The organism is Chitinophaga sp. SVR4-12A (assembly GCF_056754765.1).
The window spans coordinates 1,548,867-1,564,746 of sequence record NZ_JBPGWP010000001.1 but is presented as its reverse complement, the minus strand read 5'-3'; the positions used below and the strand labels follow the sequence as shown (position 1 = coordinate 1,564,746).

Sequence of the window (15,880 nt, the reverse complement as noted above, 5' to 3'; positions counted from 1 at the left end):
TGGTTTAGAAAGTTACGTTCAGGCCTCCGCTGTATGTTTTCAGCATGGGATAGAAGTACAATGTGGTCTGGTTCAGGATGGCCTCAGGGTCAAAGTCTTTGTACTTGGAGATGGTCCAGAGGTTCTGGCCGTTCACGAACAGGGACACTTTGCTGATCTTTACTTTTGACAGCCAGCGGTCCGGCAGTGAATAAGCCAGCTGAATATTCTTCATACGCAGGTAAGAGTTGTCCCTGATCCAGAAAGTAGAGCGCTGGTAGTTGTCAATTGAGCCGGTGCTGGTGGTTACGATAGGCAGCTTCGCATCGCGGTGTTCAGGCGTCCATGCATCGGTAGCCCATTCCCAGGTAGCGTTGGCGCCGTTGTTGAAGGGAAAGGCCAGGTTGGCAGTGGGTAGCACTTTTACGCCGGCAATGCCCTGGAAATTAGCTGTCAGCGATATGCCTTTGTAGCCAAAGTTCAGTCCGAATCCGTAAGTGAATTTAGGCATCTGGGGAGAAGCGTCTACTACCACGCGGTCGTCGCCGTTAATAATGCCGTCGTTGTTCACATCACGGAACTTGATATAACCAGGTTTTGTATTCACACTTTGTTTGGCGCTGCGGGCCACTTCGTCCTCTGTCTGGAAGATACCATCTGCCTGCAGCACATAGTAAGAGCCCATGGTCAGGCCTTCTTTCGTGATGGTGCCGGCCAGGTTGCCGCTACCGTAGATGATCTCGCCGTTGAGGTCTACTACCTTATTTTTGTTATAGGATACGTTACCGTTAAAGCCATAGTCAAACTGACCGATGCTGTTACGGTATTGCAGGGTGAGCTCAAGACCGGTGTTGTCTACGGTGCCGACGTTCTTTTTGGGCCCTCCGAGATTACCTACCTGGGCCGGAATGTTTACCGGACGAAGGATATCAGAAGTGCGGCGTTTGTAAGCATCCAGGGTAACGCCTATGCGGTTATCCCACAGATTGATGTCGAGACCAGCATTGTACATGGTGGTCTTCTCCCAGCGAATACCGCGGTATGAATAGTCTGTTACAGCAGCACCGGAGTTAAGCACGCCGCCAAAGCTATATTCGTGACCCAGTCTTACTGCAGGTTCATAGCTGTAAAGGTCTACTGCCTGGTTGCCCATTGTGCCTACAGATCCGCGCAGCTTCAGCTGGTTGATCAGTTTAGACGTAAAGAAGCCCTCTTTGTCTATACGCCAACCTGCAAATACGGAAGGGTAGAAGCCAAAGCGATTCTCGGGGGCAAATCGGGAGGAACCATCGGACCGGAATGTGAACTCAAACAGGTATTTGCCATCGTAGTCATAATTCACACGGCCGAAGTAAGATTCCAGCACATCGCGGGTCTTGTTACCCGAAGTAGCATTCCATGTTGTACCTGCATCGAGTGCATCGAGGGTTCCGTCCAGGTAGCCGTACATGCTGGTGGCCCATTCATCTGTCTCGAAATTATCGTAGGCAGCACCGAACATTAAGGCCAGGTTATGCTTTTCTGCGAATTGATGTTGCCAGTTCAGGGTATTGTAAAAGTGGATGTTCAGGTTATTGTAATCCTCTTTTGTAGCCCTGGGCGCGGTGGCCGGACTGTTCCAGTTAATGGCTGCTCCTGTTTTTGGGTTGAAGGTTTGCATACGGGGTGTGAAACCGTTCAACATACCATCGTATTTGTCAACACCGAATTTGATATTATAGGTAATGTCAAAAGGCAGTTTATACTCGGCAAAAACAGTTGCCAGGAAACGCTGTACCACTTTTGTCTGCAAGCCATTGTAAGCCAGCATACGGGGATTTTCCCAGTTGTTCCGGCCGGGTGTTCTCAGCCAGGAATTGCCATAGCGACCGTCTGCCAGGGTATCTGTGAGGATGGGCAGGGCCCTGGAAAGGTACTGCCATGTGGCGTCGTAGAAAGGCACGGTATAATTGCGGTAGTAACCGTCCATCGTAATTCCTACTTTCAGCTTTTCATTTACATTGGCGCTGGCGTTAAGTCCCAGGGAATATTTCTTCTCGTGGTTACCCGGGCCGAAAAGGATACCGTTCCTGTCAAGGTAACCTAATGAAAAGCGATATTGATATTTATCAGTGCTGGCGGCTACGCTGAGGTCGTGCTTTTGGATCACGCCGTTCTTCAGGGCAATATCATACCAGTTATTAGCCGGGTAAGTGATCCTGTCTGTCAGCATACCTTTTTCATATTCTGCTATTTCCGCATCAGAATAATCAGGGGATTTACCTTCGTTGGCAAGGGCCTGATTCTTCAGTTTCATATAAGCAATAGGATCGTCGATGATGTCGGGCAGGTAGGTTGCCTTTTGTTGACCATAATAGTAGCTATAGTTTACTTTGGCGGTACCGCGGCCCTTTTTGGTGGTCACCAGTATTACGCCATTAGCTGCCCTTGATCCGTAGATGGCGGCAGCTGCATCTTTCAATACGGTTACCGTCTCTATATCGTTCGGGTTCAGTTCATCCATGGAATATTCGATACCATCTACCAGCACCAACGGATTGGAGTTGTTGAGGGTACCGATGCCCCTGATGCGGATAGTGCTTCTATCCACACCCGGCTGGCTGTTACTAAGATTGGCAAAGATACCAGGCGTTCCTGCCAGCGCATTACTCACGTTGGTCAGCGGCTGCCCGTCTTTGTCCACCATATTCACAGTAGTGACAGCGCCTGTCAACGTTGCTTTCTTCTGTGTGCCATAACCTACTACCACTACATCGTTCAGCTTCTGCACGTCTTCTTCCAGCGTTACAGTCAGCGGTGTGGCGTTGGATACTTTAATTTCTTTAGGTAGATAGCCTACAAACGTGAATTTCAAGGTAGACCCGGAGGCAGCGTTCAGCTTAAAGCTGCCATCGGTAGTGGTGGCCGTGCCATGTGCGGTGCCGGCCACTTGTACGGTCACCCCTGGAAGGGGTGTGCCGTTAGCGGCGCTGACTTTTCCGGTAATAGGCAGGTCCTGGGCCTGCAGGGATAAGGAGGAGATGCAGAGGATCCCCATCACTAACATCAATGCGTTTCGGCATGAGGTGAGGGATCTTTTGTACAGTTTCATAAACGTTTAAGATTTGAAGGTTGAAAGTTGAATCATATGCTTTGAAGTTTGAGGTTTGAAGTCTGAGGTTGGCTGGATGTTAAAAGTTCAAAACAACTATCCAGGCAGGATACCTGTCATCAACATTTAACTTTTAACGAACCTCAAACCTCAGACTTCAAACGTCAAACTTTTATAGTCCTGCCTGTTGCAGCCTGTTGGGATAATCGGTGATAATGCCGTCTACCCCGCTTGTAGCAAGCCTTTTCATTTCGGCAGGATCCTGAACTGTCCATGGAACAATTTTGATGTCCTTTCCATGACATTTGTTCACCAGCTCCGGTGTTACCAGGTGATATTCCGGGTTGTAGAAGAATGGTGTAAAGCCTAATTGTTCCAGGTGTTGTTCGAAGCTTGCCTTTTTATCGCTAGTGAGAAATCCCAGTTTAATGTGCGGGTGTGTACGGTGCAGCACCTGTAAAGGCCGCATGTCGAAAGACTGTATCAGCAACCTGTTGCCCAGCGGCTGCAGTTCTTTTACCCCCATCAGTATGCGCATGTACTCTTCGGGCGCAGGTTGTTCTGTACCATCTGTTTTTTCGGAAGATTTGATCTCCAGCAGGTAGTATGCCGGTGGAAGGTGGTGAGCTTTCGTATACGCCTCTACGGAATCGATCATTTCAGACAAAGTAGGCGTGTAAGAACGCATGCGTTGTTGCTCCGGGAAGGCAGGATAAGGCTTTTCGCCGATGATGAACTGCCGGATCCTGGCATAATCCATCTGGTAGAAAGTGTACTTGTCCTTGTCTGCCGCGGGAATATCGCTGCCATCCGGCATAGTGGTATAGGCAGGCGTAAAGTGGGCGTCGTGATACACTACCACCTGTTTGTCTTTCGTGATGTGCACGTCGAACTCGATGGTGTTGGCGCCTGTTTCTAAACCCTTGGTCATTGCAGGGATGGTGTTCTCCGGCATCAGTCCCCTTGTGCCGCGATGCCCTACTTTGTAAAATCCCGGTAAGCCCTTACCGTCGCTTGCGGAATGACGGGTTGTACTGCAGGCAATGAACATGCTGCCTGCTATCCCGATGGCCAATGCCACCAGGGAAAAGCTTCGCTTTTTCATTTATTAACGTTTGTTTGTTTAATGCTACGTATCAAGTGCTACAGTCTGCTTGCTACAGGTTTACTGCTACAGTTTTCGTCCCTTTAATTCCCAAATTTTTAAGCTGCCAACCTACCCTAACCCTCCAAGGCTCAAAACCCTTGGAAAGTCAGGGTCTGGTTGGTTTGGTGCATGTACTACAATACAGCTACAGTAGGCAATGGTTATGATCACTTATTTAAGAAGCATGTATAAAGCTGCTGCCAGTGCGCCGCCTGCCAGCGGCCCTGCAACAGGCACCCAGGCATAGGCCCAGTCGCTTCCCTGTTTTCCTTTGATAGGCAGCAGGGCATGCATAATGCGCGGTCCCATATCTCTTGCCGGGTTGATGGCGTATCCCGTAGTGCCGCCCAACGAAAGCCCGATAGACCATACCAGCAAGGCTACGGGCAATGCGCCCAGGGAGCCTAGCCCGATCGGTGTTTTATCCTGCCCCAATTCTGCATTGGTGAAATAGAAAATGGTAATCATTAACACAAAGGTGCCGGTGAGCTCGCAGATAAAATTCCTGCCAGCTTTGCGTATAGCCGGTTCTGTACAGAACACAGCGCGTTGCAGACCGGTGTCAGGTGTTTCATCCAGGTGGTCTTTATAGTTCAGCCATACGGCCAGCGCGCCGGCCATAGCGCCCAGCATTTGCGCGGTGATGAACAGCGGCACCTGGCTCCATTCAAATTTACCGGCTAGTGCAAGGGTAATGGTGACCGCCGGGTTCAGGTGGGCGCCACTGTAAGGGCCTGCCAGCACAACGCCTACAAATACGGCCAGGGCCCAGCCGGTGGTGATCACGATCCAGCCGCTGCTGTTACCTTTTGTTTTATGGAGCACCACATTTGCCACAACGCCGTTACCCAGTAACAGCAGCAGTGCAGTGCCCAGAAATTCCGCTAAAAAGGGATGCATGATGATGGATTGATTTTGGTTTAGTGAATGTAGTTGTCAGTTGCAAGTTGACAGTCATCAGTTATCAGTTATTATACTCGCTTCGATCACTGTCAACTGTCAACTAACAACTCTATTTAATTAGCGGCCCAGCTCTTGGCGGCTTTTACCGCCTTGTTCCAGCCGCTGATCCATTCTTCCCGGTTATTTTGATCTCCATCGGGTGTAAAGCATTTATCCATCTGCCATTGGCTGCCGATCTCCTCCAGGTCTTTCCAGTAGCCAACGGCCAGGCCGGCAAGGTAAGCTGCACCCATAGCGGTGGTTTCCGTGATACGGGGCCTTACTACTTTGGTATGCAGTATGTCTGCCTGGAATTGCATCAGCAGATTATTGCCGGTAGCGCCACCGTCTACACGCAGTTCTTTTATGCTGATGTTGGCATCGGCTTCCATGGCTTTTAATACTTCCATGGTCTGGTAAGCAATGCTTTCAAGCGCTGCACGGGCAATGTGTGCAGCGGTAGTGCCACGTGTCATGCCTACCAGTGTGCCGCGCGCATGTTGCTCCCAATGCGGGGCGCCAAGACCTGCAAAGGCAGGTACCAGGTATACGCCTTCATTAGCGTTGGTGTTGGCGGCCAGCGCCTCCACTTCTGCAGAAGAGCGGATAATGCCCAAGCCGTCGCGCAGCCATTGTACAATAGCGCCGGCAATAAAGATGCTGCCTTCCAATGCGTATTGTACCTGGCCATTCACTTTCCAGGCAACGGTAGTCAGCAGGTTGTTACGGCTGATGATAGGCTTGCTGCCGATGTTCATCAGCATGAAACAACCAGTGCCATAAGTGTTCTTTACCATACCGGGAGCCGTGCACATTTGTCCGAACAGTGCAGCATGCTGATCGCCTGCAATACCGGAAATAGGTATTTGTGCAGCAAAGACGCCGGCGGCAGTTTCACCTACTACTTCGCTGGATTCTTTTACAACCGGCAGTATAGCAGCCGGAATATCGAGCAGCTCCAGTAGTTCTGAATCCCATTGCTGGGTATGGATATTAAAGAGCATCGTGCGCGATGCATTGGTAATGTCGGTAACATGTGCGGCGCCATGCGTCAAGCTCCATACCAGCCATGCATCTACGGTGCCAAAGGCGAGTTTGCCCTGCCTGGCGCGTTCTCTTGCACCAGGTACATTATCCAGGATCCATTTCACTTTTGTGCCGGAGAAATAAGCATCGATCACAAGCCCTGTTTTCTCACGGATCATTTTTTCGTGGCCGGCGGCTTTCAGACTATCGCAATAATCTGCGGTACGGCGGTCCTGCCACACGATGGCATTGTACACGGGTTTACCGGTCTCACGGTCCCATACAATAGTTGTCTCGCGCTGGTTGGTAATGCCGATGGCTGCAATATGCCCGCCTTCCAGTCCGGCTTTGGCGATGGCTTCTGTAGCTACGCCTATCTGGCTGCTCCAGATCTCTGCGGGATCATGTTCCACCCATCCCGGCTGCGGAAAGATCTGTGTGAATTCTTTTTGCGCCACTGAAACAATAGCGCCTGCCTTGTCAAACAGGATGGCCCTTGAGCTGGTAGTGCCCTGGTCAAGCGCCATGATGTATTTGTTCGTGTCTTTCATCGGGAATATTAGTCGTTGGTTGTCAGTTATCAGTTGTTAGTTGTCAGTTATTAGTTGTCAGTTCAGGCGGTGGCGCGCTGCTGTTCATTTGTATTGACCGGCTGCAACAGGTAATGTTGCGCCATGGCGGTGAATGCGCTGACCTGCTCTTTTTGCCAGGCAGCATCCTGCTGCAGCTCTGCGGCCATGAGTGCGGCCACTTGCGGCGCCATATCGATGGCAGCCTTTGCGTCGAGGAAAAGGGCGCGGAGCCTTCTTGCCAGCACATCTTCTACGGTACGGGCCATTTCGTGCTGCACGGCCCAGATCACCTGTGCTTTAATGTAGGGCAGGCGCGGGTGAAGCTGTTGCCCCAGCTCCGGATGCAGGGCGGTCATTGCCTGCAGCATGGAAGCATCGCTGCCGTAAACATTCAGCGGTGCTGCGAAGGCTGGCTGAGGAACGTATCCATGTATACGCAGTTCTTTGGTGCGGCAGGGAGCGGCAGACAAGCTCCCGGTTTTGATCGCTTCATTCACGGTATCTTCTGCCATCTTCCGGAAGGTGGTCCATTTACCGCCGGTGATGGTGATCAGGCGGGAAGGCGCTACCAGGATCTTATGGCTGCGGGATATTTCTTTTGTGCTGCCGGTTTCTTTCTGCGGAGCCGCTAAGGGGCGCAGCCCTGCAAATACGCTCAGCACATCTCTCCGGCCAGGAGGGCGGGAGAGGTATTTGGTGGCTGTTCTCAGGATGAATTCAATCTCCGCTTCCAGCGCTACAGGTTCCATGCTGTGTTCGTTCAGCGGTGTATCCGTGGTGCCCAGTAATACTTTGTTATGCCAGGGCACGGCAAACAGCACCCTGCCGTCGTCAGTCTTCGGAATCATAATGGCGGTATCGCTTTGCAGGAAGGAACGGTCCAGCACTACGTGCACTCCCTGGCTGGGCCTTACCATGGGGCGTGCGCCCGGGTTGTCCAGCTGGAGGATCTCATCCACAAATACGCCGGTGGCATTGATCACCACTTTAGCCGGCAGGGTATAGGTACGGCCGCTTTCCAGGTCTTTAGCCTTAACGCCGTTGATGCGTCCGTCTGCCTGTTTTTCCAGCCCGGTTACTTTGAAATAGTTCAGCAATACGGCGCCGTTCTCCGCAGAAGTTTGTGCGATGTTTATGGCCAGGCGGGCATCATCAAATTGTCCGTCATGATATACGATACCGCCTTTTAATCCCTGGCGGCGGATGGTAGGCAGTTTTTCCAGCACTTCGTTCCTGCCGATATGCCGGGAGCGGCCCAGGCTGAGTTTACCTGACAGGAGGTCGTAGAGCTTTAAGCCGATGGTATAGAATGGTCCCTGCCACCAGGTATACTGCGGAATGATAAAATCCTGGTTATGGGCGAGGTGGGGCGCATTGGCCAGCAATAATCCTCTTTCATACAGGGCTTCTTTTACCAGGGATACATCTCCCTGGGCAAGATAGCGTACGCCGCCGTGTACCAGTTTGGTACTGCGGCTGGAGGTACCTTTGGCAAAGTCTGCCTGTTCCAGCAATAAGGTTTTATATCCACGGGTGGCGGCGTCCATGGCTATTCCAAGGCCGGTGGCGCCTCCCCCGATAATGACAAGGTCCCAGGGTTTTTCCGGTAGTCTGGCTATCTGTTCTAGAAATGCGCTTCTGTTCATTTTATTGCTTATGGCTTTTGAATACTTTCAATATGTTTAACTTTGTTCACGATATAAAAGTAAAGCCAATAAATTGAAACCAAAATATAAAATAATATGAAAAAGCAAAAATATTTTGTTTAAGCGGAAAATGAGCGGTGGGAAAGTTAATTAGTGGTTAATTATGAACGGTTTATAAAAATGGAGAGATTTCGTAAATTTCCATTGATTTCGAATTATTTTCTTTTTATCCAACATTTAAATGCTTGGTTCGTCAATTGAAAGTGTTAAATACCGGGTTTGTAACAGGAAGGAAGGAGAACAGCCGGTAAAATTCTCTTGTCAACAAGCGGCAATAGATTAATTTTAGGAGATATGTCTATGATCAATATAGCTGAACGTCATAAGTTTATCCTCGACAGACTGCAGGAAAAGGGCTACATCAGTGTGGTAGACCTTTGTAAGGAGCTGGATGTTTCCGGCGTAACCATCCGCAAAGATCTGAAGCTGCTGGAGGATAGGTCGCTGCTGTTCCGTTCACATGGCGGCGCCACGCTTAATAACCCCTATACGAACGACAAACCTGTTAATGAAAAGGAAAAGATCCGTCGCGATGAAAAGCATGATATCGGCCAGGCAGCTGCGGCTTTGATCGCACCCAACGATGCCATTATTATTGCTTCCGGGACTTCCGTGCTGGCGCTGGCAAGATGCATTCATCCCAAGGGGCACCTTACCGTGATCACGGCCGCTCTTAACGTAGCTATGGAGCTGCTCCGTCATCCCGAAATAGAAGTGATACAGCTCGGCGGCTTGCTGCGCAACAGCTCATCATCCGTTACCGGGCCCTATGCAGAGAAGATCCTGCAGGATTTTTCCTGCAGCAAATTATTCCTGGGAGTAGATGGTATCGATGTTGACTTCGGATTGACGACTACCAATATTATGGAAGCCCATCTGAACCAGAAGATGATCGCTACTGTACAAAAGACCATCGTACTGGCAGATTCCAGCAAATTCGGCAAACGTGGATTTGGCCGGATTTGCGGAATGGAAGAGATAGATGAGATTATAACGGATAGGGGTATATCAGATCATACGGTAAAAATGATGGAAGAAATGGGCATTAAAGTGACCATCGTATAAAATTTTTCGATCAGTCTCAACAGTTAGTATCGTTATCCTGCCTGACTGAGGCAGTGAGCGTCTATTGTACTACCTGTTCCGGGAGAAAAAACTGTTTTTGTTATAACCCGTTTCTCATATATTTGTTTTACTGCGACCGACGGAGACCCGGCGAAAGCGAATGTCAACCAATGATCGTCTCCGGCCCCAGCTATCCTGCATCCTGTTTTCTACTATACCCGCTAATCTTTTGCGTAACCATTGCCACCGTTTTTCTTAGAGTCTAATGTTGTTATTACCCTCTTTTCACCTGTGTATCATTTAATGGTCCGTGTAATGATTTTAGTATCCTATGGAAAGACAAATGGTACCCGGGGGGACTTTAATTCTGATCGCAATTGGTCTGTCGTTTATCCCCTGTTTGTTGTTTTGTTACAGAGAGGAAGAGGCCGTCCTATAGATGACGGCCTCTTTAATGTTATTTTAACTGTCTTCTCCATGCTCCCAACATGCTTTCTCTATGCTTTCTCCATGCTTTCACTATGCTTCAACGCATTTTGTTAATATAATATCACACTAACTGAAATTCTCCATTCGGGTATACTTTTTCTCTACTCCGGTATACCCTTTCGATTTTTACTGAACGAGCTTTGTAACAACAAAATTTTAAAGTTATGCGTCAATCAAGAAACAGCGTCATGCGCGGAGCGAGTGGTGCATTAGGAGAAGAACTTGTATTCAGACAACGTGCCGGAAAGACTGTCATTAGCGTACCTGCAATCCGCACAATTGACAGACGGACTGAAGATCAACTGCGGTATAGGGAAAGATTCAAACAGGCCGTAGCGTATGCCAGGAAGGTAGTGGCCGATCCAGCACAGAAAGCGCTTTACCAGGCCATTGCAAAGCTTGGAACATCCGCTTATAACATTGCTTTCCGCGACCGCTTCAAGGCGCCCGTCATCACAGAAATAGACATTGGCAATTACAGCGGATCGCCGGGAGATGTCATTCGTATTGCAGCCGTAGACGATTTCAAAGTGGAAAGCGTGCTGGTAACTATATTGAATGCTGTTGAAGCAATCGTGGAAGAAGGGTTTGCAGTCGCCGCCTCTGAAGGAACCTGGCTTTATACTGCTACTAACGTTAACGCAGCAAAGGCAGGAGGGAAGCTACTCATACAGGTTAGCGACCTGCCCGGGAATATCACCACCGGCGAAGTGCCGTTATAAGGAGACTTTCAATAACAAGGGCCGGAGCTATACTTACTCCGGCCCTTTATAACAATTGTATCAATCCCAGTTAAACTGCACCACCTCTCCATTCAGCTTCCATTTTTGCGGGAAGGGATGTTCCATCCAGTCCAGCGGTTCGCCTACGGGCAATGGTTGCGAAGCCCAGCGGAAGCATTCTTTGATGAATGCCTTTTGCTCAGCGCCTGTAGCCTCCGGTTGTGCAGAGATGAAGAGCGGTGTACCGCTTTTCGCTACCAGCTCCATCCACTGCTTGTTCTTTTCCCAGGGGATTTTGGTGGTAAGCCCTACGCAATCGCCATCTGCTCCGTAGAAGGTGCCTTGCTGCAAGCCCCGGAAGGCAACGGTGTTAACGCCCATCTTGCGGGTTCTGGCCCATTCGTGGCCGGAGGTATCGTCGCCTATACGGCACAGCTCAAATACGCCCGCAGACAGATGACTGATGGTATTGCAACCTATAACGTACGTGTCGCCTGCTGCTTCGCGTATCACCTGGTACAGGTTGGCAATAATCTCCGCATTGGTGCGGGTATTATCATGCATGCGCCAGCCGGGTGCTGTCATAGCGCCTGCCTTCATCATTTCAAAACCCCATCTTCCGAAGATATCATTAGAGGTGAAGTCGAACTTTACCATCTCATATCCCCACTCATTATACAGCTTAAAATAATGTTTTACGCGTTCCAGGTTTTCCGGTATGGTGGGATCAAGCACGGGCCTGTTTTCTGATCTTCCCTGGATAACAGGCAGCATCAATGACTTCGGATCCTTGTAACTGCCGCAAAGCGGACGTGTCCAGATGCCCGGGCGCATGCCGATCTGTTTGATCTTTTCGGCCATGCGGTGCATATCGCCGAAGCGTGCGTTGACCAGGTCCATACGATCACCCCAGCCTGCATCATCCGGGGAGTCAGGAGGTCCTTGATACCAGCCGGCGTCTACTACAGAGAAAGGCCGGTTTTCCAGTCCTTCTGCCATTGGCGCCAACAGTTCAGTATGTTGTACGATCAGTTGTTCCGAGTTTTTACCGTAGCTGAAATACCAGTCGTTAATACCATACACGGGTTGTTTAGGTGTCCGTGATTGATCGCACATCATGCCGGTGAAGCGCCGTGTAGTGGCAAAAGCAGATTCACCTGGCTTGCTTTTGATGGTTACGATCTCCGCCGCTTTCAGTTTACGGTTGCCTAATTGCACGCCGTTGCCGCCGGAACGGGTATCCAGTGTAAGGCTCAGCTGCGTGTCGCTCAGCTGCCAGGAACAGAAAGCATGGGCGCCTGTCTTTACTCCAAAGCCGTTGGTACTTTTACCATTGTACTCCATGAAGTACCAGGGCAGTATTTCCTGCGCGTTGGGTTTATGCCAGGATACGTCGCCATAGGTACGTTCCCAATGGTCGTTTAAGACCAGCGAAGAAGGGTGCCCTGGCTTTTTCCAGCTTAAGCTAACGGATGTAAGGCTGATTTGCGGCGCTTCTATTGCTACCAGGATACCTTTGGCGGTAGATTGTAGATCTACTTTCAGGTTGTCGTGCGTCCAGCTCTTTTTTCCTATACCCTTTAACGTTACTGGCCGATCATTAACGATGGCAGTAACTTCATCCGGTAGATTGATCAATTGTAACTTGTTGCCAGTGAAAGCTGACAAATGATCGCTCACCAGGAACGCTCCCAGTGAGATGCCTGTGGTCTTAATAAAATGTCTGCGATTCATTTATTCTACTCCTTTTACCTTCATACGTAAGGTATATACTGATTCTGATGCGGTGATGAATAAGGTGTGACGGTCTTTTCCACCAAAACATACGTTGGCGGTCCAGCGGGGGGAGACGGGTATATTGCCGATCATGCTGCCTGCAGGATCAATGACGGTAACGCCTTTACCGGTGAGGTAGAGATTCCCTTCATTGTCCAGGGTCATGCCATCAGAGCCTTTGGAAACGAACAGCTGCTTGTCTGTCAGGCTGCCGTCTTCATTGATCTTGTATTTATAGGTTTTGTCGGCATGTATATCAGCTACATACAGGTATTTGCCATCCGGCGTGCCTACGATACCGTTAGGTTGTTCCAGCTGGTCTTCTATTACTACCGGTTCTTTGGCGCCCTTGGCCAGGTAGTATACTTTCTGTCCTTCGATCTCGGGTTGCTTGCGTTCCCAGTAATCCCTTTGGTAATAGGGATCAGTAAAATAGATGCCGCCCTTAGGATCTATCCAGAGGTCATTGGGACCGTTGAGCAGATGCCCCTGGTATTTGCTTAACAGCACTTTGATCTTCTTATCCGGGCTGATGGCCCACAGTTCATTCTTATTATCCGCACAGGAAATAATGTTCCCTTTGGCGTCAAAATACAAACCGTTGGAGCGGCCGGTTTTATCCATGAAAAGGGATAGTTGTCCGTTCGTATCATATTTCCAGATCTTATCATTGGGTTGATCAGTGAAATAGATATCACCGCGCTTGTTGACTGCAGGTCCTTCTGTGAATTTAAATTGTGAGGACACTTGCTGTACCGTGGCGCCGGGCGCTACTACACGGATGGAGTCCAGCTGCTGGCACTGGCCTTGCAGCGCTATAAAGACAGGAAAGATCAGTACAAGTCCTGTACGGAGATGTTTGCTCATGGAACTGTTTTTTAAGTACGTACGACAACGTGGTATTATCATAGCATGGCTATTCTCACAAATATAATTCTTTAACGCAGCATATTTTCATAAACCTTACGTGCCTGTTCATAGGCCGCTCGTGCGGCTTCCCGTTCTGCCGGACGTATATTATCCTGCTTCATCTTCCAGCATTGTTCTACCGCCTGTTTGCACCATTCCGCGCTTTGTTGTACATGAATTGGTTTACCATCTACAATGATGAACACGGGGTTAGTATGCACACTGGGAAAGATCCTGAGCGCGGCCCAGCCGGATTGTTGTATGGCGTAAGAGAACTGTATATCACGCAGCTGGCCGTCTGCTGTTATCTGCGTGGTATCAACCGGCACACCGTTGATGAGCAGTTCAACATTTACCTGCCTTGTGTTACCGATGCGGGCGCGCTCAATATGCCAGTAGGGCTGTTCTGTTAAAGGCCTGGCGGCGATCTGCTTTCCTTTCTCATCCTGTACAGCGGGTAAATAGGCTGCTGCTTTTGCGGTAACCGTAACAGTTTGCGGCTGCTGTAAGGATACTTCGCTGTTGGCCGTGCCGGCTTCTGATCCATTCACCTTGAAATCGATAATGTGAGAATACCCATCGGACACATAGCATCTTCCTTTTTTAATGGCGGCGATATACGCATCGTAGTTCAAAGGTCCATCTGCTTTGAAGTAGCTGCGGGCAATACCTACGCGTTCATCAAAGATGCAGGGGAAATCAGTTTCGCCGCTGAGCCTTGTCCTGAACCCGCAGTTGAGCGTATGATACCACATATTCAATTCCCAGGGTGCAGGGGTATCGCCGGCGCTGTAGAAGTCTACCAGCCCTTCTGTAACGGTCACCACGTATTCGTTGGCCCCGATGCCATCCATCCTGGGTAGCACATAGTTGGGCAATCCTTTGGCGGCTTGTGTTGGCTCCAGTCCCCAGCCGGAATGCGCATAGCCGGTCACCGCTCCTTGTGATCTTGCCCATTGCAGCACCGGCTGCGTCCAGCTGGGCCAGTCTTCAATACTGCTGGTGCCCGGGTAATCATCTTCCTTTAGCCGTAATAGTACAACGTGCCCCGCATGAGAAGAGGGGAAGCCGGATACTTCCACATCATAACGCATGATATTGCTAGCGGTAGACAGAGAATCGTTCTTACCGGTGAAATATTCTTTCTGATGATACCAGCCTGGTCCCCAGGCCAGTACGGCGCCGATGCGGAGATCTTCGCCAATGATCTGCCGCCACATATCCGGCGGGCGTACACCTTCTTCAGGGCTTTCGTAATGACTGCAGCCAGCGGCGTGTATATGATGATCTGCGCTGTACCATCCCAGGGCCGCCATGTTGATCCAGCGTTGCAGGTGGAAGATGGCCGTCATGGAAGCCTGTCCGGCTTTCACCTCCAGCGTTTGGATCAGGGGAATGTATTCTGGTCCCCTGGTAAAAACCACCTTATATGTACCCGGTGGCAGCAATATATGCTCTCCATCTGCCCGGTATACCTGGGGCTGGAAGAAGAAGTCAGGATATTCGTCTGTTGCCGCCACGCGACGGGAGGGCAGGGGATAGATGCCCGTCAGCGCTGCAGAGGGTACCTGGTATTCAGTACCGGCAAGGGTTAAACGGTAATCGGGCTTACGAAGGCTATCCCGGCTGATGCGGTCTATACCATCGGTAATAGTGAAAGAGCCCATCACGGGCGAGCCATCCTCGTCCTGCACACGCAATACTACTTTCACAGAGGGATGGATATCGAACAGTACCGGTATGGCGTTGCGGAAACCAATGTCCTGGGTGCCCTGGCCAATGTCGAAGCCAAGCTGTGCTTCCCGCTTGCCGGCGTCCTTACTGTAGATCTGCACCACCGCGTATTCCAGCTTAAGCCCTGACAGATGCTGGAGCAGTGGCGGGTTGCGGTACATTTGCATCTCCAGGAAGCGCTGCTGTACTTCCCCGGGAGAGAGCTTGTTTTTAGGGAGCATACGGGGTGAGTAAGTGGAAATATGCAGTGCCTGCAATGCCTGCGGACTGGCAGCTCTCAGCTGTGCTGTAACGCCTGCTTCGTTGTGCACCTTTACCAGGAAACTGGTCCAACCGCCCTGTACTAACCTGGCGGCTGACGGGCCTCTACTCACTTTTACGCGTGCTTCAGGATTGATGTTAACCATCGCCAGGCAGTAAGGGTCCAGGATCTGCTGAACGATACTGGAAGTGGCTGGTGTCAGGGGCGCGTGCTGCAGGGCCTTCAGGCGTTTACTGTCCTCTTTGGAGAGGGCGCTGCCCAGGAAAGTAAGGGCATCGTCCAGTCGTAAGGCCTGGGCCAATAAGGGTTGCGGTTCCACATCAGGCACCAGGTCGTGGTCCTGTGCATGGAGCGCTGGTATCTGGCAGGTAAATATGACCGGCAACAGACAAAACAGTATATGCAGAATGGGTCTCACTTTAAGTCGGATTTATATGGGTAAACAGCGGGATTTATAGCG

At 50.3% G+C, this 15,880-nt stretch carries 10 protein-coding genes; 2 read left to right on the top strand and 8 right to left on the bottom strand.

Annotated elements, in window-relative coordinates:
- Positions 1–4: 4 nt before the first annotated feature.
- The 5 genes from ACR9Y8_RS06330 to ACR9Y8_RS06310 all read right to left on the bottom strand — a co-directional run bounded on the left by ACR9Y8_RS06330 (position 5) and on the right by ACR9Y8_RS06310 (position 8,403).
- Positions 5–3,070 carry a SusC/RagA family TonB-linked outer membrane protein gene (locus ACR9Y8_RS06330; RefSeq protein WP_481212396.1) on the bottom strand — a complete coding sequence of 1,022 codons (3,066 nt, stop codon included), beginning with the start codon at positions 3,068–3,070 and terminating at the stop codon, positions 5–7.
- 172 nt (positions 3,071–3,242) lie between these two features.
- A complete protein-coding gene (locus ACR9Y8_RS06325; protein WP_481212395.1) occupies positions 3,243–4,175 on the bottom strand; it encodes a glycerophosphodiester phosphodiesterase family protein in 933 nt (310 codons plus the stop codon).
- Between the two features lie 213 nt (positions 4,176–4,388).
- Positions 4,389–5,117: an MIP/aquaporin family protein gene (locus tag ACR9Y8_RS06320; protein ID WP_481212394.1), complete on the bottom strand. Its 729-nt coding sequence runs from the start codon at positions 5,115–5,117 to the stop codon at positions 4,389–4,391.
- 116 nt (positions 5,118–5,233) lie between these two features.
- On the bottom strand, positions 5,234–6,736 hold the full coding sequence (gene glpK / locus ACR9Y8_RS06315; protein ID WP_481212393.1) for a glycerol kinase GlpK: 1,503 nt from the start codon (positions 6,734–6,736) through the stop codon (positions 5,234–5,236).
- Positions 6,737–6,798: 62 nt separating this feature from the next.
- Positions 6,799–8,403, bottom strand: a complete 1,605-nt coding sequence (locus ACR9Y8_RS06310; RefSeq protein ID WP_481212392.1) for a glycerol-3-phosphate dehydrogenase/oxidase — start codon at positions 8,401–8,403, stop codon at positions 6,799–6,801.
- 354 nt (positions 8,404–8,757) lie between these two features.
- Between ACR9Y8_RS06310 and ACR9Y8_RS06305 the strand changes: the two genes are divergently transcribed.
- Together ACR9Y8_RS06305 and ACR9Y8_RS06300 are read left to right on the top strand one after the other, a co-directional pair.
- Entirely contained in the window at positions 8,758–9,528 is a 771-nt protein-coding gene (locus ACR9Y8_RS06305; RefSeq protein ID WP_481212391.1) for a DeoR/GlpR family DNA-binding transcription regulator, read from the top strand.
- Between the two features lie 653 nt (positions 9,529–10,181).
- A complete protein-coding gene (locus ACR9Y8_RS06300; RefSeq protein ID WP_481212390.1) occupies positions 10,182–10,739 on the top strand; it encodes a hypothetical protein in 558 nt (185 codons plus the stop codon).
- Positions 10,740–10,799: 60 nt separating this feature from the next.
- On the opposite strand, the gene ACR9Y8_RS06295 is transcribed toward ACR9Y8_RS06300, so the two are convergent.
- The 3 genes from ACR9Y8_RS06295 to ACR9Y8_RS06285 all read right to left on the bottom strand — a co-directional run bounded on the left by ACR9Y8_RS06295 (position 10,800) and on the right by ACR9Y8_RS06285 (position 15,838).
- Positions 10,800–12,473, bottom strand: a complete 1,674-nt coding sequence (locus ACR9Y8_RS06295; RefSeq protein ID WP_481212389.1) for an alpha-amylase family protein — start codon at positions 12,471–12,473, stop codon at positions 10,800–10,802.
- Entirely contained in the window at positions 12,474–13,382 is a 909-nt protein-coding gene (locus ACR9Y8_RS06290; protein WP_481212388.1) for an SMP-30/gluconolactonase/LRE family protein, read from the bottom strand.
- 71 nt (positions 13,383–13,453) lie between these two features.
- Positions 13,454–15,838, bottom strand: a complete 2,385-nt coding sequence (locus tag ACR9Y8_RS06285; protein WP_481212387.1) for a CehA/McbA family metallohydrolase — start codon at positions 15,836–15,838, stop codon at positions 13,454–13,456.
- Between the last annotated feature and the right edge of the window lie 42 nt (positions 15,839–15,880).